General features: G+C 72.1%; 22 protein-coding genes and 1 tRNA gene. 15 read left to right on the forward strand and 8 right to left on the reverse strand.

Annotation, left to right across the window (positions count from 1 at the left end; all coding sequences use genetic code 11):
• The first annotated feature begins 13 nt into the window (after positions 1 to 13).
• Complete coding sequence (locus RWH45_RS14755) at positions 14 to 802, forward strand: methyltransferase domain-containing protein (protein ID WP_315995634.1); 789 nt, start codon at positions 14 to 16, stop codon at positions 800 to 802.
• A gap of 26 nt (positions 803 to 828) precedes the next feature.
• A complete protein-coding gene (locus tag RWH45_RS14760; RefSeq protein ID WP_315995635.1) occupies positions 829 to 1,620 on the forward strand; it encodes an MOSC domain-containing protein in 792 nt (263 codons plus the stop codon).
• 57 nt (positions 1,621 to 1,677) lie between these two features.
• Here RWH45_RS14760 and RWH45_RS14765 read toward each other — a convergent pair whose 3' ends face one another.
• Entirely contained in the window at positions 1,678 to 2,370 is a 693-nt protein-coding gene (locus tag RWH45_RS14765; protein ID WP_363391780.1) for a trimeric intracellular cation channel family protein, read from the reverse strand.
• Positions 2,371 to 2,456: 86 nt separating this feature from the next.
• On the opposite strand from RWH45_RS14765, the gene recO reads away from it, so the two are divergent.
• Both recO and RWH45_RS14775 read left to right on the forward strand, forming a co-directional pair.
• Positions 2,457 to 3,185 carry a DNA repair protein RecO gene (recO, locus tag RWH45_RS14770; RefSeq protein WP_315995637.1) on the forward strand — a complete coding sequence of 243 codons (729 nt, stop codon included), beginning with the start codon at positions 2,457 to 2,459 and terminating at the stop codon, positions 3,183 to 3,185.
• Positions 3,182 to 3,985 (forward strand): isoprenyl transferase, encoded by an 804-nt coding sequence (locus tag RWH45_RS14775; protein WP_315995638.1) that lies wholly within the window; start codon positions 3,182 to 3,184, stop codon positions 3,983 to 3,985. The genes recO and RWH45_RS14775 overlap by 4 nt, the downstream gene beginning before the upstream one ends.
• Positions 3,986 to 3,989: 4 nt before the next feature.
• Here the strand turns inward: RWH45_RS14775 and RWH45_RS14780 are convergent, their stop codons facing one another.
• From RWH45_RS14780 to RWH45_RS14790, 3 genes are read right to left on the reverse strand one after another with little or no spacing between them, the layout of a single operon-like run.
• The gene (locus RWH45_RS14780) at positions 3,990 to 4,913 is read right to left on the reverse strand and encodes an NAD(P)-dependent oxidoreductase (protein ID WP_315995639.1); all 924 of its coding nucleotides are present in this window, start codon (positions 4,911 to 4,913) and stop codon (positions 3,990 to 3,992) included.
• On the reverse strand, positions 4,906 to 5,508 hold the full coding sequence (locus RWH45_RS14785; RefSeq protein WP_315995640.1) for an RraA family protein: 603 nt from the start codon (positions 5,506 to 5,508) through the stop codon (positions 4,906 to 4,908). The genes RWH45_RS14780 and RWH45_RS14785 overlap by 8 nt, the downstream gene beginning before the upstream one ends.
• A gap of 28 nt (positions 5,509 to 5,536) precedes the next feature.
• Positions 5,537 to 6,334, reverse strand: coding sequence for an IclR family transcriptional regulator (locus tag RWH45_RS14790; RefSeq protein ID WP_315995641.1), 798 nt, complete (start codon positions 6,332 to 6,334; stop codon positions 5,537 to 5,539).
• A gap of 114 nt (positions 6,335 to 6,448) precedes the next feature.
• On the opposite strand from RWH45_RS14790, the gene RWH45_RS14795 reads away from it, so the two are divergent.
• The 11 genes from RWH45_RS14795 to RWH45_RS14845 all read left to right on the forward strand — a co-directional run bounded on the left by RWH45_RS14795 (position 6,449) and on the right by RWH45_RS14845 (position 17,749).
• The gene (locus RWH45_RS14795) at positions 6,449 to 7,435 is read left to right on the forward strand and encodes a Bug family tripartite tricarboxylate transporter substrate binding protein (protein ID WP_315995642.1); all 987 of its coding nucleotides are present in this window, start codon (positions 6,449 to 6,451) and stop codon (positions 7,433 to 7,435) included.
• The gene (locus tag RWH45_RS14800) at positions 7,432 to 8,043 is read left to right on the forward strand and encodes a tripartite tricarboxylate transporter TctB family protein (RefSeq protein WP_315995643.1); all 612 of its coding nucleotides are present in this window, start codon (positions 7,432 to 7,434) and stop codon (positions 8,041 to 8,043) included. Before RWH45_RS14795 ends, RWH45_RS14800 begins: the two co-directional genes overlap by 4 nt.
• Positions 8,043 to 9,554: a tripartite tricarboxylate transporter permease gene (locus tag RWH45_RS14805; protein WP_315995644.1), complete on the forward strand. Its 1,512-nt coding sequence runs from the start codon at positions 8,043 to 8,045 to the stop codon at positions 9,552 to 9,554. The genes RWH45_RS14800 and RWH45_RS14805 overlap by 1 nt, the downstream gene beginning before the upstream one ends.
• Positions 9,551 to 10,774, forward strand: coding sequence for a CaiB/BaiF CoA transferase family protein (locus tag RWH45_RS14810; RefSeq protein ID WP_315995645.1), 1,224 nt, complete (start codon positions 9,551 to 9,553; stop codon positions 10,772 to 10,774). The genes RWH45_RS14805 and RWH45_RS14810 overlap by 4 nt, the downstream gene beginning before the upstream one ends.
• A complete protein-coding gene (locus RWH45_RS14815) occupies positions 10,771 to 11,577 on the forward strand; it encodes a citryl-CoA lyase (protein ID WP_315995646.1) in 807 nt (268 codons plus the stop codon). The genes RWH45_RS14810 and RWH45_RS14815 overlap by 4 nt, the downstream gene beginning before the upstream one ends.
• A gap of 83 nt (positions 11,578 to 11,660) precedes the next feature.
• On the forward strand, positions 11,661 to 12,344 hold the full coding sequence (locus tag RWH45_RS14820; RefSeq protein WP_315995647.1) for a DsbA family oxidoreductase: 684 nt from the start codon (positions 11,661 to 11,663) through the stop codon (positions 12,342 to 12,344).
• A 78-nt stretch (positions 12,345 to 12,422) separates the two neighbouring features.
• On the forward strand, positions 12,423 to 13,592 hold the full coding sequence (gene dusB, locus RWH45_RS14825) for a tRNA dihydrouridine synthase DusB (protein ID WP_315995648.1): 1,170 nt from the start codon (positions 12,423 to 12,425) through the stop codon (positions 13,590 to 13,592).
• Positions 13,564 to 14,916: a deoxyguanosinetriphosphate triphosphohydrolase gene (locus tag RWH45_RS14830; protein ID WP_315995649.1), complete on the forward strand. Its 1,353-nt coding sequence runs from the start codon at positions 13,564 to 13,566 to the stop codon at positions 14,914 to 14,916. The genes dusB and RWH45_RS14830 overlap by 29 nt, the downstream gene beginning before the upstream one ends.
• Positions 14,916 to 16,757 carry a DNA primase gene (gene dnaG / locus RWH45_RS14835; RefSeq protein ID WP_315995650.1) on the forward strand — a complete coding sequence of 614 codons (1,842 nt, stop codon included), beginning with the start codon at positions 14,916 to 14,918 and terminating at the stop codon, positions 16,755 to 16,757. The genes RWH45_RS14830 and dnaG overlap by 1 nt, the downstream gene beginning before the upstream one ends.
• An 80-nt stretch (positions 16,758 to 16,837) precedes the next feature.
• Positions 16,838 to 17,611, forward strand: a complete 774-nt coding sequence (locus RWH45_RS14840; RefSeq protein WP_315995651.1) for an ATP-binding cassette domain-containing protein — start codon at positions 16,838 to 16,840, stop codon at positions 17,609 to 17,611.
• A 62-nt stretch (positions 17,612 to 17,673) separates the two neighbouring features.
• Positions 17,674 to 17,749: transfer RNA gene (locus RWH45_RS14845), tRNA-Asn, on the forward strand.
• 36 nt (positions 17,750 to 17,785) lie between these two features.
• Here the strand turns inward: RWH45_RS14845 and RWH45_RS14850 are convergent.
• The 4 genes from RWH45_RS14850 to RWH45_RS14865 form a co-directional block, all read right to left on the reverse strand.
• Entirely contained in the window at positions 17,786 to 18,838 is a 1,053-nt protein-coding gene (locus RWH45_RS14850) for a hypothetical protein (RefSeq protein WP_315995652.1), read from the reverse strand.
• Between the two features lie 143 nt (positions 18,839 to 18,981).
• Positions 18,982 to 19,125: a hypothetical protein gene (locus RWH45_RS14855; protein WP_315995653.1), complete on the reverse strand. Its 144-nt coding sequence runs from the start codon at positions 19,123 to 19,125 to the stop codon at positions 18,982 to 18,984.
• Positions 19,126 to 19,209: 84 nt separating this feature from the next.
• Positions 19,210 to 20,889, reverse strand: a complete 1,680-nt coding sequence (locus RWH45_RS14860; protein WP_315995654.1) for a serine/threonine-protein kinase — start codon at positions 20,887 to 20,889, stop codon at positions 19,210 to 19,212.
• Positions 20,890 to 20,974: 85 nt separating this feature from the next.
• Positions 20,975 to 21,511 (reverse strand): DUF2231 domain-containing protein, encoded by a 537-nt coding sequence (locus RWH45_RS14865; RefSeq protein ID WP_315995655.1) that lies wholly within the window; start codon positions 21,509 to 21,511, stop codon positions 20,975 to 20,977.
• Positions 21,512 to 21,584 lie beyond the last annotated feature (73 nt).

Below are 21,584 nucleotides of genomic sequence, written 5' to 3' on the forward strand. Positions count from 1 at the left end.
GGAGCCTCCGGCCGTGGCCTACGCCCACGGACACCACGAGAGCGTGCTGCGTTCCCACGCCGCGCGCACCGTCGTCGACTCGGCGGCGTACCTGGTGTCTTCGCTGTCGGCCGGCACCCGCATCCTCGATGTGGGCGCCGGCCCCGGCACCATCACCGTCGACCTCGCCGACCGGGTCTTCCCGGGAGAGGTCGTCGGGGTGGATGCCGCCTCCGACGTCGTCGAGATCGCCCGCGCCGCCGCCGGCGAGCGCACGAACGTGACGTTCCGCACCGGCGACGCCTACGCCCTCGACGTGCCCGACGCCTCGTTCGACATCGTCCACGCCCATCAGGTGCTCCAGCATCTCGAACGGCCCGTCGACGCCCTGCGGGAGTTCCGCCGCGTCGCGGGACCCGACGGCCTGGTGGCGGTGCGCGACGTCGACTACGGCGGGGTGATCTGGCATCCGCTCATCCCCGCCCTCGACGAATGGCTCGACATCTACCACGGCGTGCACCGCGGGTCATCGGGAGAACCCGACGCGGGGCGCGTGCTGAAGGCGTGGGCGCGCGAAGCCGGGTTCTCGCGCGTCGAGGCGAGCGCGAGCGTGTGGGTGTTCGACACGCCGGAGAAGCGCGCCTGGTGGGGCGGCATGTGGGCCGACCGTGTACTCGCCTCGGCGTTCGCGGGGCACGCCAGGCGACTGGGCCTCGCGGATGAGGCGACCCTGCAGCGCATCTCGGACGCGTGGCGGGAGTGGGCCGCGCACCCCGACGGGTGGATCCTGCTGCCGCACGGCGAGGTGCTCGCGCGGTGGTGACGGCGGTGGAGGGCGTGGATGCGAGGATGAGCGATGTGATCCGCGTCGACGCCCTCTACCGCTACCCCGTCAAGGGCTTCACGCCCGAGAAGCGCGACAGTCTCGTCGTCCAGGACGACGGTCGCGTGCAGGGCGATCGCTCGCTCGTTTTCCGCTTCGCCGATGCCCTCGAGCCGGCGGATGCCACCTTCCCGAAGAGCCGCGGACTCGCGCTCATGTCGTTCCCCACGCTGGCGCGCGTGGAGCTCACCTTCGACGATGAGGCGCGGACGCTGCGACTGCGCGTCGACGACATCGACGTCACCGCCGATCTGAGCGACGAGGGCCGTGCGCGGCTCAGCGAGGCGGTCACGGCCTACCTGCGCTCGACGAGCGATGCGAAGCTGCTCGAGGCCGACGGCATCCTGCCCCTGGGACTGCTCGGAGACGGGGTGACGGCACGCTTCCAGGACCGGCCCCGCGGATACGTCTCGCTGCATGGAGCGCCCTCGGTGTCCGACCTGGATGCCGCGGTGCCGGCGCCCGTCGACGACCGCCGGTTCCGCTCGAACATCGTCGTCTCGGGCGCTGCCCCGTGGGAAGAGCTCGCGTGGCGCGGTCGCGTGCGGATCGGCGAGGTGGAGTTCGAGGTGCAGAAGCCGATCGAGCGGTGCGCGGCGATCACCGCGAACCCCGACACCGGCGTGCGCGACGCGCGCCTGCTCCGCGTGCTGACCGGCGAGTTCGGCCAGGACGAGCCGACCCTCGGCATCCTGTTGCTCCCCGTCGCGGCGGGCGGAACGATCCGCGTCGGCGACGAGGTCGTCCTCGACGCGTGAGTCGCCGGGATTCGTCGCCGCCGCGCCCGAGGCGACGAATCGCGGCGACTCGCGCGGTCACTCGTCGGTGCGGATGATGGGGATGCCGGTGGTCTCGACCGCGACCTTGCGGCGGTAGAGCTTGCGCTGCTCGGGCAGCGAGAGGTCGAACAGCACGGCGAGCACGCGGATGACGGTCGTCACCACCACACCGATCACCGCGGCGATCGGCAGCGGCACGCCGAAGGCGGCGGTCGTGGCCAACACGACGCATCCGCCGCCCGCCGCCACGGCGTAGAGCGAGCCCACGTGCATGATCGCCACCGGCAGGCCCATCAGCACGTCGCGGAGCACGCTGCCGCCGGCCGCGGCCAGCACCCCCACGAAGATGGCGGGTACCGCGGGCATCCCCAGGGCCAGCGCCTTCGAGGTGCCGAAGGCGCCGAAGAGGCCGATCACGACGGCGTCGAGCATCACGATCGCGCGGTTGAGTCGCTGGAAGATCCCCGACAGCAGCATGCCCACGATCGAGGCGAGCGTCGCGGTGATGAGGTACCAGTTGCTCTGCAGCGTGGCCGGCGTGAGACCCAGCAGCAGGTCGCGGATGAGACCCCCGCCCATCCCGAGCAGGATGCCGATGATCGCCACCCCGAGCAGATCGAGCCGGCGCTGGCCCTGGAACCCCGAGGCGAAGAGGGCTCCCTGGACGCCGCCGAGCGCGACGGCGGTCAGGTCGGCCCACAGGGGGATGACGAAGGTCGGGGAGTCCACGGCATCCATTCTCCGGCCCGTGCCTGGGCGGGTGGGGGAGGCGCGTCGCGCAGGCCGCTCACGGGTGCGCGGACGGATAATGAACTGTGCCCACCTACCGCGACGAAGTCGTGGTCCTGCGTACCCACAAGCTCGGGGAGGCGGACCGCATCCTCACCCTCCTCAGCCGCCGCAACGGAAAGATCCGCGCGGTCGCGAAGGGCGTGCGGCGGACGTCGTCGAAGTTCGGCTCGCGCCTCGAGCCCTTCATGGTCGCCGACGTGCAGCTGTTCAAGGGCCGCAACCTCGACATCGTGCAGCAGGCCGAGTCGCTCGGCTCGTACGGAGCCGAGATCGTGGCGAACTACGACGTGTACACCACGGCCAGCGCCATGGTCGAGACCGCCGATCGTCTCAATGAGGCCGAGGCGACGCCCCAGCAGTATCTGCTGCTGGTCGGTGGACTGCGTTCCCTGGCGCGCGGTGAGCATTCCGAGCGGAGCGTGCTCGACTCGTACCTCCTGCGCGCCATGGCCCTCTCGGGCTGGGCGCCGGGGCTCACGGAGTGCGCGCGCTGCGGCACGATCGGCGACCACGATTACTTCCTCGCCCAGCTCGGCGGCGTCGTCTGCTCGACGTGCGCGCCCGCGGGCTCGCCGCGCGTCGCGCGCGACACCGTCGACATGCTCCGCGCGCTCATGGCGGGGGAGTGGGAGACCATCGACACCGCCCCCGGCCGCACGGTGGCCGCCGCCTCGGGCCTCGTGGCCGCGTACGCGCAGTTCCACCTGGAGCGCGGCATCCGTTCCCTCTCGCACCTGGAGTCGCATCGATGACACCGAAGCCGTTCACGCACCGCGACGCCGTGCCGTACCGCCCCCTCGACTGGACGGGCGAGTACCCGCCCAGCTACCCCAAGGGGGCCGTGCCCGAGCATGTCGCGATCGTCATGGACGGCAACGGCCGCTGGGCCAACCGCCAGGGGCTCACGCGCGTCGAGGGTCACCGCGCGGGAGAGGCCGCGCTGCTCGACGTGGTCGCGGGAGCCATCCAGGCCGGTGTGAAGCACCTGTCGGTGTACGCCTTCTCGACCGAGAACTGGTCGCGTTCTCCCGATGAGGTGCGCTTCCTCATGGGCTTCAACCGCGAGGTCCTGCACCGTCGCCGCGATCAGCTGAACGAGTGGGGCGTGCGCATCCGCTGGTCGGGTCGTAAGCCGCGCCTGTGGGGCTCGGTCATCAAGGAGCTGCAGCACGCCGAACGACTCACCGAGGGCAACTCGACTCTGACGCTGACCATGTGCGTCAACTACGGCGGGCGTGTGGAGATCGTGGATGCCATGCGCCGGATCGGCGACGACATCGCGGCCGGGAAGCTCAAGCCGTCGGCCGTGACCGAGAAGCTCATTCGCAAGAACCTCTACCAGCCCGACATGCCCGACGTGGATCTGTTCGTGCGCTCCAGTGGCGAGCAGCGCACCTCGAACTTTCTGCTGTGGGAGTCCGCGTACGCCGAGATGGTGTTCCTCGACACGCTCTGGCCCGACTTCCGCCGCACGCACCTGTGGGATGCCATCGGGCTCTACCTCTCGCGCGATCGCCGCTTCGGCGGTGCGGTCGACGCGCCGACGGCGTGACCGCTTACGGCGCCAGCTCGGCCCGAAGGGAGGCGGCGGCCTCCATGGCCACGCGACGCATCGCCTCGCGCGTCTGCCCGCCGATGTGAGGGGTGACCACCACGTTCGCCCGATCGCGCAGCGGGTGGTCGGCGGGCATCGGCTCGACTTCGGAGACGTCGAGGCCCGCTCCGCCCACCTCCCCGGCGTCGAGCGCGGTGGCGAGGGCGTCCTCGTCGACGACCCCGCCGCGAGAAGTGTTCACCACGACCGCGTGAGAGCGCATGCGCCGGAACTGCGCGGCGCCGAGCAGCCCTCGCGTCGCGGGGACGAGGGGGACGTGCACGCTGACCGCGTCGGACTCGGCGAGCAGTTCGTCGAGGGCACGTGGGTCGGAGCCGTCGGCGCGGACGACGTCGTCGGGCACGGCGGGATCGAACGCGAGGATGCGCATGCCGAAGCCTCCCTGGGCGATCCGCGCGACGCGGCGTGCGATCCGGCCGTAGCCGATGAGCCCGAGCGTCGAGCCGCTCAGTTCGGCCCCGACCAGGGCATCACGGTCGGCGGTACCTGCGGCCGCGGCCCCGATACCGCGCCGCACGGCCATGAGCAGGGCGATCGCGTGCTCGGCGACCGAGAGCACGTTCGCTTCGGGTGTCGTCGTGACCCGGATGCCGTGCTCCCGGGCGAAGGCGGTGTCCACGGTGTCGGTGCCGACGCCGTGCCGCGCGACGATGCGCAGCCGTGGCATCCGGCTCAGCTGTCCGGCATCCATCCGGGCGGTGCGCAGGAGCACGCCCTGTGCAAGCGGCGCGATGTCGGCCTCGGTCGCGGCATCCTCCCCCCAGCCCCGGCGCACCTCCGCCCACGTCTCGAGCTCGCCGATCGCGTCGGGGTGCACCTCGCGGGGGATCCAGATGAGCGGGCGGGCGGTTGCCACCTCAGACACGCGGCACCAGGGCGCGGTTGGCGCTGCGGCGGTCGGCCTCTGCGCGCACCAGGGCGTCGGCGGCGGACATGACCTCGGCGATGCGCTCGCGAGGGACAATCGTGACCCCGTCGGCATCGCCGACGACCCAATCGCCCGGCGCCACGGGGACCCCGCCCACGGTGACGACGCCGCCGAGGCGGTAGGGGCCGGTCTTCCACGGCCCCGCGGGCGTCACCGCGCGGGCGAAGACCGGCACCCCCACCTCGCGGAGCTCGACCGCATCGCGGGCGGCCCCGTCGAGCACGATGCCGGCGACGCCCAGCGCCTTGGCCTTCTCGGCGACGAGTTCGCCGATGAGCGCGCGCGTCTCATCCGCCCCGCCGTCGACGACGAGGACCTCGCCCGCGCGGATCTGCTCGAACGCCGCGTGCACGCCCTTGTTGTCACCGGGGCGGGTGAGGAGCGTGGCCGCGGGTCCGGACACGACCGCCCCCTCCCACAGGGGGGAGACGCCGCGGGCGACCCCGAAGCGCTCCATCGCATCGCCGACGGTCGCGGCGGCGTAGGCGCCCGGAGGCGGGTAGACGGTGCTGTCGGGGATCGTGCTCGTCATCGGGCGGTCCTCTCGATCGGGAAGGGGGTCAGTCCAGGGCGGCGGGCAGGCCGGTGCGCCGGATGTCGGCGGCCGCCGCCGTCAACGCGTCGAGGAACACGGGCACCCGTTCCTCGGTGAAGCGCGCGGTGGGTCCGCCGAGCCCGAGCACGACCGCCGGTCGGCGCTCGTCGCCCTCGCGCACGATGACCGCGACGCCGCTGTTCCCCGGCTCCCGTGCGCCGTGCGAGACGGCGTACCCGTCGCGACGGGCGTCGTGGACCGCGGCGCGGAAGGAGTCGACGTCGACGGCGGACCGCTCGGCCGCGGGAAGCGCCGCGAGGACGTGGTCGGCGGCGTCCGGCCCGCTCGCCGCCACGAGGAGCGTCGAGGCGGCTCCGAGCACGAGCGGCATCTCGTCGCCGACCTGGACGACGTGGCGGAGCGAGTAGGGGCTGGGCGACTGCCCGACGGCTACGCGCCGCAGGCCGCTGCGCGCGTAGAGGCTCGCGGTCTCGCCGGTCTCCTGGGCGAGCCGCGTCATGCGGTCGGCGGTCTCGTCGGGGACGGCCCACGCGGCCTCGGCGAACGCCGCCAGACGGATCAGGCGCGCCCCCACCGTGATGCGTCCGTCGGCGGCGTGCCGCAGCATCCGCTCGCCGACGAGGGTGTCGATCAGGCGCAGCACCGTGGTGCGCGGGAGCCCGCTTTCGCGGACGATCTCGGCGAGCGAGAGCACGGGCCGGGCCGCGGTGAAGCACTGCAGCACCTCGAACGCGCGGGTGACGGCGCGCACGCCCCCTCCCTCGGAAGCAGAACGCTCGGATGCCTCGGTCACGGTGGACACGGTCGCTCCCCTCCGCGGTGCGCCGGTTGCACCTGCTCGGTCCCGAGTGTACCGTCTGGTGGACACCTGAGTCCACTAGATGGACACCTGACATCTTCACGAAGGAGTGACGACGTGAGAACCAGACGCGTCCTGTGGAACGCCCTCGGGATCGCCGCCACCGCGGCGCTCGTCGGCGTGGCCGCAGTGAATGCCAGCGGCTCGACCGCCGGAGTGGACCCCCGCGCCAAGCTGACCATCATGGCCCCGGCCGCACCCGGCGGGGGGTGGGACCTCGCCTCCCGCGAGTCGCAGCAGGTCCTGCGCTCGACCTCGGTCGTGAACAACGTGCAGGTGGTGAACGTCCCCGGAGCCGGCGGCACGATCGGTCTCGGCCAATTCACACAGCTCGGCGACGATCCGACGAACCTCATGATGACCGGCACGGTCATGGAAGGCGCGATCACGGTCAACGGATCGGAGGCGACCCTGGGCGACACGACCCCCATCGCCCGGCTCGCCGAGGACTACATCGTCTTCATCGTGCCCGCGAACTCGCCCTTCCAGAACCTCGACGACTTCATCCGGGCCTGGCGCGCCGACCCGCACGGCCAGGCCGTCGGCGGCGGCGGCATCGGCGGCACCGACCATCTGCTCACCGGTCTGACGGCGCAGGCCGCCGGCATCGACCCCGGAGCGATCAACTACGTCTCGTACGCCGGCGGCGGCGAAGTACTGACCGCCCTGCTGTCGAACACGGTGGCGGTCGGCGTCAGCGGCTACAACGACTTCAGCGATCAGATCGAGGCCGGACGCCTCCGGGCCCTCGCCGTCTCGGCCGAGGAGCCGGTGCCCGGCATCGACATCCCCACCTTCATCGAGCAGGGCGTCGACGTGAACCTGCCGAACTGGCGAGGACTCGTGGCACCCCCCGGCATCACCGACGCGCAGCGCGACGAGCTCGTCGCGATCGTCGAGGAGATGGCCGCGACCCCCGAGTGGACCGAGGTGATGGAGCGCAACCGCTGGCGCGACGCACTGCTGACCGGCTCCGAATTCGCCGACTTCATCGAGCAGGACCAAGCGCGTGTGAACGCCATCATCGAGGAGCTGGGCCTGTGAGCGGCGTCATCCCCACCATCCCGCGGACCCACCGCGTCCGCACCTCCGACGGGTTCTGGCGCCGCCGCTCCGGACTCGTCGTCCCGGCGGTGATGCTCGCCATCGGCGTCGCGCTCATCATCGGAACGATCACGATGACCGTGCCGGCCAACACCGCACCCCCGGGCCCGCAGCTGTTCCCGACGATCATCGCGGTCGCCGTGATCGTGCTCGCGGTGCTGCTCGCGGTCGACATCCTGCGCCGGCCCGAACCGGTCGACGTGGCCGACGCCGGCGCCACCGACGATGACGCCGACGTCGACGACGAGGCGCTCCTCGCCGCCGTGGAGGGCCGCGAACCCGAAGCGCCCGCCGTGCGGCCCCGCAGCAACCTCTGGGCCATGCTGGGCGCCGTCGGGACGGTCGTCGTCTTCATCGCGGCGCTCACCCCGCTCGGGTGGCTGCTCTCGGGAGCGTTCCTGTTCTGGGGGATCGCGCGCGCGCTCGGCAGCCGCCGGCCGGTCTTCGACATCTTCCTGTCGCTGGCGATCTCCGCCCTCGTGCAGATCGCCTTCTCGGGCGGCCTCGGACTCAATCTTCCGCCCGGAATCCTGGAGGGACTCTTCTGATGGATGCGCTCGTCAACCTGGGGGAGGGCTTCGCCGTCGTCCTCACCCCCATCAACATGCTGTGGGTGCTCATCGGCGCCGTTCTGGGGACCGCGGTCGGCGTGCTGCCGGGCCTCGGCTCGGCGATGGCCGTCGCGCTGCTGCTGCCCGTCACCTTCTCGCTCGACCCCATCGGCGCGTTCATCATGTTCGCCGGCGTGCTCTTCGGCGGTCTCTTCGGCGACTCGATCGCCGGCATCCTCATGAACACCCCCGGCAACAGCACCGCGATCGCGGGCTCGATCGAGGGTCACCGCATGGCCAAGAGCGGCCGCGCCGCGCAGGCGCTCGCCACCTCGGCGATCGGTGCCTTCATCGGCGGGATCGTGGCATCCATCCTCGTGGTGTTCTTCGCGCCGCGACTGGCGGAGCTGGCGACCCTCTTCGGCCCCGCCGAGTACCTCGCGCTCGCCGTGTTCGCGTTCGTGGCGATCTCCGCCGTGGTGACCGAGTCGGTGGTGCGCGGTCTCGCGGCCCTGGTGATCGGCCTGGCGATCTCGGTCGTCGGCATCGACGGCGCCTCCGGCACCTCGCGCTTCACCTTCGGCCTGCCGGAACTGTTCGACGGCATCGACATCGTCGTGATCACGGTCGGGCTCCTGGCGCTGGGCGAGGTGTTCAGCGTCGCCGCACGACGCGGCACGCCCGACGAGACGAAGCTGCTGCCCTCGACCGGCCGGCTCTGGCTGTCGTTCCGCGAGCTGCGGCAGGCGCTTCCCGCGTGGCTGCGCGGCACGGCGATCGGCATCCCGTTCGGCATCATCCCCGTCGGCGGCTCCGAGGTGCCCACGTTCCTGTCGTACGGCGCCGAGCGCAAGCTCGACGGTCGCCGCAAGAAGCCGATGTTCGGACGCGGAGCGATCCAGGGTGTCGCCGGTCCCGAGGCGGCCGGCAACGCCACCGCCGGAACGGCGATGGGCGCCCTGCTCGCGCTGGGCCTTCCGACCTCGGCCACCGCGGCGATCCTGCTCGCGGCCTTCCGGCAGTACGGACTGCAGCCGGGGCCCCTGCTGTTCGACCGCGCGCCCGACCTCGTGTGGGCTCTGCTGGCGAGCTTCTTCGTCGGCATGGTCGTGCTGCTCATCCTCAACCTCCCGTTCGCGCCGTTGTGGGCGAAGCTGCTGAAGGTGCCGCGTCACTACCTCTACGCCGGCATCACGGTCTTCGCGATGCTGGGCGTCTACGCCACCAGCAGCAAGATCCTCGACCTCGTGCTCGTGCTCGTGGTGGGCCTGCTCGGCTTCCTCATGCGCCGGTACGGGCTGCCCGTCGCGCCGATGCTGATCGCGATCATCCTCGGACCGCTCGCCGAGACCGAGTACCGCCGTGCGATGGCCGTCAGCGAGGGGGATGCCGGCATCCTGGTGTCGAGCCCCATCTCGATCACCCTCTATGCGGTGCTCGCGGTCGCGATCGTCGGGGTCGTCTTCACCCGCGTCCGCTCGGCCCGCCGTTCGAAGGCCGCGGTATGACCGACACGGATGCCGGGACGCCCGGGCCGCTGGCCGGAGTGACGGTCCTCGATCTGACGAACGTGCTCGCGGGCCCCTATGCCGCGTACCAGCTCGCGCTGATGGGCGCCGACGTCATCAAGGTCGAGACCCCGCACGGCGGCGACCTGGCCCGACGGCTCGGCACCTCGGCCGAGCTGAACGCGCGCCACCTGGGCATCTCCTTCCTCGCCCAGAACGCGCAGAAACGGTCGATCACGCTCGATCTCAAGACCGAGGGCGGCGCGCAGGCGCTGCGCCGGCTGGTCGCGACCGCCGACGTGCTCGTGGAGAACTTCCGGCCGGGGGTGCTCGAGCGGCTCGGGTTCGGCTGGGAGCAGCTGCAGGCCCTCAACTCCCGCCTCATCCTGTGCCAGATCTCCGGATTCGGCCAGACCGGACCGATGCGGACGAAGCCGGCCTACGACCAGATCATCCAGGGCTACTCGGGGATGATGAGCGTCACGGGGACCGAGGAGACCGGCCCGCTGCGCGCCGGCTTCCCCCTCGCCGACACCATCGGCGGGCTCGCCGCGGCCTTCGCCGTGTCGAGCGCCCTCGCCGGGCGGGCCCGAACGGGGGTCGGCAGCGTCATCGACGTGTCGATGCTCGAGACCGCCGTGACCGCGATGGGCTGGGTGGTGTCGAACCTGCTCGTCGACGGTCACGAGCCGCGACCGCTCGGCAACGACAACGGCACCGCGGCACCCTCGGGCGCCTTCGCCACCGGCGACGGGCTGCTCAACATCGCCGCGAACAAGCAGGAGCAGTTCGAGACGCTGTGCGCGCTCGTCGATCGGGCGGAGCTCAGCACCGACCCGCGGTTCGCCGAACGCGAGAGTCGCAAGACCCACCGGGCGGCCCTCACGGCCGAGCTGGAACGCGCCCTCGCGGCCCGGCCCGCGGCCGAGTGGGAGGACCTCCTGAGCTCGGCCGGGGTCCCGGCCGCGGCGGTCCTGCGCGTGGACCAGATGCTCGCGAGCCCGCAGATCCGCGATCGCGGGCTCGTGCACGAACTGCCGTTCCCGGGCGGCGGTGGTGATCCGTTGCGGGTGCTCGGCAACGGCATCCGCATCGACGGGGCTCCCTCCACCCCGCGCACCCCGCCCCCCGTGCTCGGCGAGCACACCGACGAGATCCTGGCGGCGCTCGGCTACTCCGCCGACGACATCGCCGCCCTGCACGAGGAAGGCGCCGTATGACCGACGACCAGCTCGCCCCCGTCACCGCCTGGTGGGCGACCGCCATCACCCGCATCCAGCCCGGGGAGATCGCCTTCCGCGGTCGCCCGGTGCAGGACCTCATCGGCACGACGGGCTTCGTCGACACGATCTGGCTGCTCGTGACCGGTGGCGACCTCGCGCCGGCGCGCCGGCACCTCCTCGAGGCGACCCTGGTCGCCAGTGTCGATCACGGACCGCAGGCGCCGTCGATCGCGAGCGCACGCATGGCGGCCACGTGCGGCGTCGGCATCAACTCGGCGATGGCGAACGGCATCAACGTGCTCGGCGACACCCACGGCGGCGCCGGCCAGCAGTGCGTCGCGATGCTCGGCCGCATGGTGGACGCGCACCGCGAGGGCGCCGGGAACTGGGACGACCTCGCCACCGACGAGATCGCGCAGCACCGCGCGCGCGGCGCGTTCGTGCCGGGCTTCGGGCATCGCTTCCACCCCGTCGACCCGCGCCGCGATCCGCTGCTCGCGCTGGTCGAGCAGGCCGCGGCGTCGGGAGACGTCGTCGGCGACCATCTGCGTGCCGGCCTCGCGATCGAACGGGCGCTCGCCTCGCGCGGAGTGCCGATGAACATCGACGGCATCTCGGCGATCGTGTACGGCGAGCTCGGGGTCGAGCCGGAGCTCGCGCGCGGACTCTTCGTCCTCGCGCGCTCCGTCGGGATCCTGGCCCATGCGTGGGAGGAGAGCCGCTCGGGTCGGCGCATCAAGGGTCCGCTGCCTCCTCCGCTGCTCGCGGACTACACGGGGCCGGCGGTGCCGGAGCGATGACCCGCCGGTGATGAACGGCGAGGGATCCGGGAGAAGGATGCCGCGCGGGGAATAGACCGACGAGTCGCGCCGTTGCACGCGATATGACGGATGCCATCAAGATCGACGTGTGGAGCGACATCGCCTGCCCCTGGTGCTACATCGGCAAGCGGAACCTCGAGAACGGCCTGGCGGCCACGGCCGCGGACGACGACGCCCCGGTCGTCGAGATCGAGTACCACTCGTTCGAGCTGTCGCCCGACACCCCCGAGGACTTCCACGGCGGCGAGATCGACTACCTCTCGCAGCACACGGGCATCTCCGCCGAGCAGGCCCGCGAGATGCTCGACCGCGTCACGGGTGTCGCGGCCGACGCTGGGCTCGCGTACCGCTTCGACATCCTGCAGCACACCAACACCGTGAAGGCGCACGAGCTGCTGCACTTCGCGAAGGAGAACGGCAAGCAGCTGGAGCTCGCGGAACTGCTCATGTCGGCGTACTTCCTCGAGGGCAAGCACGTGGGTCGCGACGACGACCTCGTCGCCCTCGCGGTCGAGGTCGGTCTCGACGAGGCCGAGGTCCGCGAGGCCCTCTCCTCGCAGCGCTACCGCGCCGCCGTGCGCGCCGACCAGGAGCAGGCCCGCCAGTTCGGCATCACGGGCGTTCCCTTCTTCGTGATCGACGGCAAGTACGGCGTGAGCGGTGCACAGCCGGTCGAGGCCTTCTCGCAGATCGCCCGTCAGGTGTGGGGCGAGCGTCGTGAGGTCGCGGAGACCGCCGACGCGTGAGACTCCTCCCCACCCGGTGCCCGTCCCCGCATCCGTCGGGGGCGGGCACCGTCATGAGCGCACGTCTGGGAGAATGACATGGTGAACACGGCACTGGCCCCGGCGCGGACGCTCCGCATCGGCAACATCGAACTCGACGCCCCCGTCGTGCTCGCCCCCATGGCCGGCATCACGAACACGGCGTTCCGTCGCCTGTGTCGCGAATACGGTGCCGGGCTCTACGTGAGCGAGATGATCACGACGCGCGCCCTCGTGGAGCGCAACGACACCACGATGCGGCTCATCCGGCATCACGAGTCCGAGACGCCGCGCTCGATCCAGCTCTACGGCGTCGACCCCGCCACGGTGGAGGCGGCGGTGCGCATGATCGTCGACGAAAACCACGCCGATCACATCGACCTGAACTTCGGCTGCCCCGTCCCGAAGGTCACCCGTCGCGGCGGGGGAGCCGCGCTGCCCTGGAAGACCTCGCTGTTCCGCGAGATCGTCGAGCGCGCGGTCGCGGCCGCGGGCGACAAGCCGCTGACGGTGAAGATGCGCAAGGGCATCGACGCCGACCACCTCACCTATCTCGAGGCCGGTCGCATCGCCGAAGGGGCGGGGGTGGCATCCATCGCCCTGCACGCCCGCACCGCGAGCGAGTTCTACTCGGGCCACGCCGACTGGGCGGCGATCACCAAGCTGAAAGAGACCGTCACGAGCGTGCCGGTCCTGGGAAACGGCGACATCTGGTCGGCCGACGACGCCGTGCGCATGATGGACGAGACCGGCTGCGACGGCGTCGTCGTCGGTCGCGGCTGCCTCGGTCGCCCGTGGTTGTTCGGCGACCTCGCCCGCGCCCTCGGCGGCCCCGGTGCCGCGCACGGAGAGCCCGTCGACGCCACGCTCGGATTCGTGGCGAAGGCCTTCCGCCGCCACGCCGAGCTGCTCGTGGAGTTCTTCGACGACGAGGGCCGCGGATGCCGCGACATCCGCAAGCACGTCGCCTGGTACTTCAAGGGCTACCCCGTCGGCGGCGAGCTTCGTGCGAGCCTTGCGACCGCGTCGACGCTCGAGGAGATCGACGAGCTGCTGGCCACGATGGAGCTCGACGCGCCCTACCCGGGCGCGGCGGCGGAGGGGCAGCGCGGTCGCGCCGGCACTCCCAAGCGCCCGGCCCTTCCCGACGGCTGGCTCGACTCCCGCGAGATCGGCCACGACGCCGGCCGCGCCCTCGCCGATGCGGAGCTGCACCACAGTGGTGGTTGAGGCGTCGGCCACGGCCGCCCGTCCGGCCGGCTACGACGATGACGACGCCGGCCGTTTCCACGTCGAACGGCACCGCTCGCAGCGCGACGACTTCGCGCGCGATCGCGCCCGCGTGCTGCACTCGGCCGCTCTGCGCCGCCTCGCCGCCAAGACGCAGGTGCTGAGCCCCGCGAGCCCCGCCGATTTCGCCCGCAACCGCCTCACGCACTCGCTCGAGGTCGCTCAGGTGGGCCGCGAGCTCGCGACCGCGCTGCAGCTGTCGCCCGACGTTGTCGACACCGCGTGCCTCAGCCACGATCTCGGTCACCCGCCCTTCGGGCACAACGGCGAGCGGGCGCTCAACGAATGGGCCGACGACATCGGCGGGTTCGAGGGCAACGCGCAGACCCTGCGGATCCTCACGCGCCTCGAGCCCAAGGTGTTCGGCGCCGACGGCGAACCGTTCGGTCTGAACCTCACCCGCGCCAGTCTGGACGCCACGTGCAAGTACCCGTGGACGGTCGACGAGCCGGTGCCCGACCCGGGCGGTCGGCTGAAGTTCGGCGTCTACCCCGACGACGAGCCGGTGTTCCACTGGATGCGCGGGGGCGCCCCGGCGCGACAGCGCTGCATCGAAGCCGAGGTCATGGACCTCTCCGACGACATCGCCTATTCGGTGCACGACTTCGAGGACGCCGTCGTCAACCGCTACGTCGATCCTGCGCGACTGGCCTCACGGGTCGGTCGCGAGGGGCTCCTCGACGCCATCCAGCGCTGGGTCGGGTACGACTTCGTGCGCGACGACCTGGCCGCAGGGCTCGAGCGGCTCATGGCCATGCCGGAGTGGATCCACTCCTTCGACGGCACCCGGCCCGCGCTCGCGCGACTGAAGAACCTCACCTCCGACCTGATCGGTCGGTTCGCCCGCGCGGCCACCGCGGCCACGCGCGAGGCGTACCCCGCCGACGAGCTCACCCGCTACCGCGCGCATGTCATCGTCCCGGCCGAGGTCGAGGTCGAGATGGCGGTGCTGAAGGGCATCATCGGCGCGACCGTCGTCTCGATCGACGGCCGCAAGGTGCTGTACCGCGAACAGCGCCACGTGCTCAAGCGTCTGGCCTCCGCGCTGTGGGAGAACCCCGGTGCGCTCGACGCCCTGCACGCCCCCGACTTCGCCGCCGCGGCCGACGACGCCGCGCGCCGCCGCGTCGTCGTCGACCAGGTCGCGAGCCTCACCGACCAGCTGGCTATCTCGTGGCATGGGCGTCTCGTGGGCGAGGTCGACGCCGCCGAGCTCGGTGTCTGGGCCCCCGGCGCGCGGGCGTCGCGCGGAGCGGATGCCTGATGGCCGGACGCATCCGTCAGGCCGACGTCGACGAGGTCAAAGCGCGGGTGAACATCGCCGACGTGATCGGCGAACGGGTCGCGCTCAAGCCCGCCGGCGTCGGGTCGATGAAGGGACTGTGCCCCTTCCACGACGAGCGCAGCCCGAGCTTCAACGTGCGGCCGCAGGTCGGCTACTACCACTGCTTCGGCTGCGGCGAATCGGGTGACGTCTACTCGTTCCTGCGCGCGATGGACCACGTCTCGTTCACCGAGGCGGTCGAGCGCATGGCGGCCCGTGTCGGCTACACCCTGCACTACGAAGACGGGGGAGCGGCCCCCGAGACGTCGGGGCGATCGCGCCTGTACGCCGCGAACGCGGCCGCGGCGGAGTACTTCCGCGCGCAGCTGATGACCCCCGAGGCCGAGACCGGCCGCCGTTTCCTCGGCGATCGTGGGTTCGACGCGGGGGCGGCGGCGCACTTCGGTGTCGGATACGCACCCAAGGGCTGGTCGCATCTGCTCGACCACCTGAATGCGCAGAAGTTCACGCGCGACGAGCTGCTGCAGGCCGGGCTCATCTCCCAAGGGCAGCGCGGGGTCTACGACCGGTTCCGCGGGCGCCTGGTGTGGCCCATCCGCGACATCACCGGCCAGGTGATCGGCTTCGGGGCGCGCAAGCTCTACGACGACGACCAGGGCCCGAAGTACCTCAATACCCCCGAGACCCCGCTCTACAAGAAGACCCAGGTGCTCTACGGGCTCGACCTGGCCAAGCGCGACATCTCGCGATCGCACCGCGTGGTGGTCGTCGAGGGCTACACCGACGTCATGGCCTGCCACCTCGCGGGCGTGACCACCGCCATCGCCTCGTGCGGCACGGCCTTCGGCAGCGACCACATCACCGTGCTCCGCCGCGTGATGGGCGATGACAGCAGCTCCGGCGAGGTCGTGTTCACCTTCGATCCGGATGCCGCGGGGCAGAAGGCGGCGCTGCGCGCCTTCGCCGACGAGAAGCGATTCGCGGCCCAGACGTACGTCGCCGTGGCTCCCGAGGGCCTCGACCCGTGCGACCTGCGCCTCCAGCGCGGCGACGGCGCCGTCCGCTCGCTCATGGAGACCAAGGCCCCCATGTTCGAGTTCGTCATTGACCAGCGTCTCAAGGACTTCAACCTCTCCAGCGTCGAGGGGCGCGCCGGTGCCCTCCACGCGGCGGCGCCCATCGTGGCCGACATCCGCGACCCCGCGCTGCGGCCGGGTTACGTCCGCGTGCTGGCGCGCCGACTCGGACTCGACATCCCCGAGGTGCAGGCCGCCGTCGAACGCGCCGCCCGCGGCGCCGACCGCGCCGAGAAGCGCGACGCGCAGCGCACCGCCGCGCCCGCCCCGGTCGCCGTGTCGGTCACGATGGCTTCGCTCCCGCACACCCGCGACGTCGCGCTCGAACGCGGGGCCATGATGGCGTTCCTGCAGTACGGGCACCGGATCGATCCCGACCTGTTCCTGCGTGCGCTGCAGACGCCGTTCGGCCACCCCGCTCTTGAAGCGGTCCGCAGCTCTTTGGCATCCACCGATCTGTCGCAACCGGGCTGGGCCGTCACGGCCGTCGAGGCGGTGCGCGAGCCGTTCCGTTCGCTCGCCGCCGAGCTGCTGACGGCCGAGTTCCCGGCGCGCACCGAGGAGGGCGCGGTGGCGTCGGCGAACGACCTCGCGCGCGGCCTGCTCGTGCGCGAACTGCAGCGCGAGAAGGACGAGCTGCTGCGCGGGATCCAGCGTGTTCCCGCGGAGTCCGAGGAGGGGCGCCGCCTCCGCCTGCGCCTGCGCGAACTGGATGCCGATCGCCAGCGTCTCGTCGCCGGCTGAGACCGACGCGCGCTACCGCACCGGCGTGTCGCGAGGAAGCCCCGCGACGGGGAGGCGGATCCTCGGCGAGGATGGAGGGCATGCCCCGGTCACTCGACACCGACGTCGCCCTCCGCACCGACGACCTCTCGCTCGCGCGCAGCGGCGTGCGCGTGATCGACGGCATCACCCTCACCCTGCCCGCCGGGCGCACGCTCGTGGTGCGCGGGGCGACCGGGGCGGGGAAGACCTCGCTCGTGTCACTGCTGGCCGGTCACCCCGACGACGGCCTCACGGTCGTCGGCGGAGACGCGCGCGTGCACGGCATCTCGGCACGGCGTCCCGGTCGTGCCCGTCGTGAGTGGACCTTCCACACCGGCTACCTGCCGCAGGGAGCCGGTGCCGGATTGCCCTCCCGCCTCACCGTGCAGGATGTCATCGCCGAGCCCATCACCAGCCGCGACCGCCGGGTCAACACCCGGGCGCTGGCGGTGCGCGTGGCGACGCTGCTCGATGAGATGGAACTGCCGCTGGGCACCGCGCCCAAGTACCCCTACGAACTGAGCGCCGGCATGCGCCAACGCGTCGCCCTCGCGCGCGCCCTCGTTCTCGAGCCGCGCCTCTTCGTGGCCGACGACCTCTACGCCAACCTCGACGTCGAGGTGCGCGCCGCCGCGCGCGCGTCGATCATCCGCCGCCGCGACGAGCGGGGGATGGCCTCGCTCATCGTCACGAACGACGCGGATGCCCCGCGCGATCTGGACGCCGACGTGCTCGTGCTGCACGCCGGCCACGCCGTCGCCCTGGGACACGGCGACCAGACGCTGCAGTGGACACCCGACGGCACGCCCGAGCGACGGATTTCGGCCCGCTGATTTTTCCGCCGCCCCCGCGTGCTGTTAGTATCGTGGGGTTGCCCGCCGCGAGGTGAGCATGATCCTCGGTAGCTCAATTGGCAGAGCAATCGGCTGTTAACCGATAGGTTCTTGGTTCGAGTCCAAGCCGGGGAGCCACAGAAGGCCCGACGTCCGCGTCGGGCCTTCGTCGTCTCACCCGACGGCGACGGGCAGGTCTTCGTCGGAACGCGGCGGATGCGCGACGAGGTCGCGCGCCTGCGCGGCGTCGAGGTGCGTGGGGAACAGCGTCCGCGAGAACTTCCCCGTCGGATCTTCCTTCGCGCGGGGCAGCTCGATCGCCGCGGCGTCCACCAGGGCGAGCGCGGCTCGTCGCTGCATCGGAGTCATCGCGAGCGCGCCGTGGCGACGCAGCAGCAGAGGGACGCGGAGCTTCTCCGGCCCCTCCAGGATGAGGAACAGCGATCGCGTCCCGCCGATGATCATCGCGGTGGCGCTCAGGCGCGCCGAGGTCAGCTCGCTCCCCGCGACGACCCGCGACCCGACCCGCGCGCGTCCCGCCTCGACGTCGACCCAGACGTCGGGGACCTGGCGCCGCGCCCACGCGACGCCGCCCGCGACGGCGGCCACCACGCCGACCCCGAGGGCGACGAGGATCCCCGCCGGCGCCTCGCGAACGGACAGCAGCACGAGCGGCACGAACTGCCACACGCCCCACACCCCGGCGACGAGGGCGGGAACGGCGAAGAGGAGCAGGGAGCCGCGATCTCGCCGCGAGACGAGGATCCACCCCGAGGGGAGCGGACCGTCGTCGGGTGCGGCATCCTCTTCTTTCCGACCCCGCCCCGTCGCGCGCGCGATGACGATGCTCACGGCGCCGAGGATCAGCAGGCCGACCCCCAGAGCGCCGAGGCGCACCGTCGCGCGTTCGCCGTCATCCATCCCATGCGAGAGCACCAGGATGCCGAGCCCTCCGGCCACACCGACCCACCCCTGCACCCGCAGCAGACGGCGTGCGCGGCGGTGCGCCGCGGCGCGGTCGGGGGTGCGCGGGGAGGCGGCGGGCTCCGGCTCCCACGACGAGCGGGTCGCCCAGACCAACGCGACGCCGACGCCCGTCAGGCCCGCGGCGAGCCCGAGGGCCGACACCAGGCTGACGACGCCGCCCGAGGGGAGCGAGACGAGGGATGCCACCACCACAGGCAGTGCAACGACGGCGACGACGATCGCGGCTCTCCTCGGCGACATTCTTCCCCCCGCGCACAGTGAAGCGCGATCCGCGCCCGCACGCGAGGGGTTGCGGCCGGCCCGCTCCGGATGCCAAGGCCGTGAACGGGGGAGGCGGCTTCGCGCCGCGGAGCAGGCATACGCGCCAGAGCGAGATCGGCGGGTCAGGCCCGGTCGTCGAGGCCTTCAGTGCGTCGGGCCTCTTCCTCGACGGGGTCGGCGTCCATGTCGGGGACGATGGAGGTGTCGTCGCGGTCGGTCTTCTGCGCGGCGGGGTCGGGGACGGGGAGACGGTCGGGATCACTCATGCCGGTAGCGCATCATGCTGCCGCGTCCGGCGTCACGACCGTTGACACGCAAGACCCGCCGCGCCGATCCGCACGACCGTCGCATCACCGCTTCCCGGGGCCGCCGTTCGCGTTGCCGACGCCCGCGCCGTTTCCGTTGCCTGAGCCGTTGGCGTTCCCGTTCCCGTTCCCGTTATCTGCGCCGTTCGCGTTGCCTCGGCCCGATCCGGGCCCCCCGCCGGCATCCCTCCCCGGCTCGGCTCCTGACCCCGGACCGGGGTCCGTTCCCGGGTCCGACACGGGCGGGTCGGCGGGCGCGGGCTCGAGCGGCACGACCTCGACGGGAGTCTGATCGGCGGGTGACGTCTCGGTCGTTCGCTGGTCGGTGTTCACGACCGGATCGACGAGCGTGTCGGAGACCGGTGCCGAGGGAGTCGACTCCGGGGTCTCGGCCACGATCGAGGGCGCGGGGGAGGGGACGCCCCCGGTGGCGGGGAAGCCGCCCGCTCCCGCGAACGAGAACGCGACGAGGTGGCCCCCGACCACGACGGCGGCGGCCGTCCCGACCCCGGCCCACGCCCACCGGCGTCGGCGTGAGCGCGCCGCAGCGGGAACCGTCTCTCGCTCTGCCGGGTCGGATGCCACAGGCGAGGGGTGATCTTCGTTCAGCGCGGCCGACCTCGCCGTGGAGGATGCTTCGTCGAGGAATGCAGGAGCTGCCACCGGCCCGGCGGGCCGGCTGGCAGCCACCGCCGGAACGGGGGCCGTCACCCGCGCGGTGGGGGAATCGTCATCCGGCGTCGGATCGGGCAGGCCGAGCTCGGCCCATGTGGTGCCCGTCGCCACGGTCATGGGACCCGTGTCGGCCGCGATCGCCTGCTGCCCGACCGCGAGCGCCGCCGCTCGCTCGGCCACCGCGGACGCACGGGGGCGGGCCGACGGATCGTGGGCGGTCATCGCCGACAGCAGGGATCTCCACTCGTAGCCGAGCGTCGAGGGAACGTCGGGTTGCCGCGCGAGCCGCGCCAGCAGGGTCTCCTGCACGGATCCGCCGCCGAACGGGTGAAGGCGGGTCAGGGCCTCGATCGCCAGAAGGCCGAGCGCGTAGACGTCCGAGGCAGGCTGCGGCGCCTCACCGCGCACCTGCTCGGGGGCGAGGTACGCAGCGGTGCCGATGACCGTCCCGGGTGTCGTCAGCCGCGTGGCATCCACGAGGTGGGCGACGCCGAAGTCGGCCAGCACGGCTTCGACGGCGCGGTCGCTTCCCCGCAGGGGTCGCAACAAGACGTTCGAGGGCTTGACGTCGCGGTGCACGATCCCCGCCTCGTGGACGACGGCGAGGGCTGCGGCGAGGTCGGCCATGATGCCGGCGACCTCGGCGGGGGCGAGCACCCCCTGTTCGATACGCCGCTGGAGCGACGGACCGTTGATGAGCTCCATCACGAGGTAGACGTGATCGTCGGTGTCGAGGCGGGCGTCGTAGAGCGTCACGAGCGCCGGGTGATCGAGGGCGGCCGGTGCGCGCGCCTCCGCCATCCGACGCAAGGACTCGGCCTCGTCGGTGCGGTCGGTGAAGAAGATCTTGATCGCGACGTCACGGCGGAGCACCTCGTCGCGGGCGCGGAACACCCGTCCCATCCCTCCGGCGCCGATGCGCTCGGCGAGCACGTAGCGCCCGCCGAGGATGTCACCGGCGTGGGGCATCGTCAGGTCGGGAGCGTGGCTCATCGGTTCCTTCACAGGGGGTGCCGCGAGGGCGAGCAGCGGGCGGGCGTCGGGCGACATCCACCGATCCGAACGCTACGGGCCTCCGCCGCTCGCACGGCAGGGGTAGCGGCGGGCGCGGGGGGCGCGCATAATGACGGGCCGATCAGTTGCCGCCGCTGTCGCTCGACCACACCGCTCGCGCCCCGCTGTCGCCCACTTGCACGACCGAGTAAGTGGTCGCTCCGGCGACCAGCACCGCGACCACCGCGATGACGATCGTGGCCACGCGCGCCCCGGGTCTGGTCGTGCGCGCCGCGTCGTCGGTGCGTCGTGCCCGCAGTCGGAACCACAGCCACTGCCCGGCGGCGACGACGAAGAGCCCGATCGCCCACGGCAGGAGCTGGTCGCCGAGCTCGGTGTGCCGTTCGAGCACGGCGGATTCCGGCACCTGCCGCTCCAGCGCCTCTCCGGCCTCCTTCGCCAACGGTACGAAGACGAGGGCGACGAGCGCGACGATCGGGGTCAGCATGCCGAGCCGTCGGCGCGCCGCCGGCCACACGCTTCCCACGACCAGCATGAGGGCGGCGAGGGGGATGAGCACCACGACGGCATGGACCAGGAGAGGGTGGGCGGGGAGCCCGGCGATCTGCCACATGCGCTGATCGAAGCACCACCGCACGGGGGAATCTGGGGCTTGCACGTGGTCAGGCTCCGTGCTGCGTAATGAGGACACCGGTGGCGTTCATATGGGAGCGCTTCCACTATGCTCTTCC

The sequence above is a fragment of the Microbacterium galbum genome, from assembly GCF_032464915.1.
Classification (GTDB): domain Bacteria; phylum Actinomycetota; class Actinomycetes; order Actinomycetales; family Microbacteriaceae; genus Microbacterium; species Microbacterium galbum.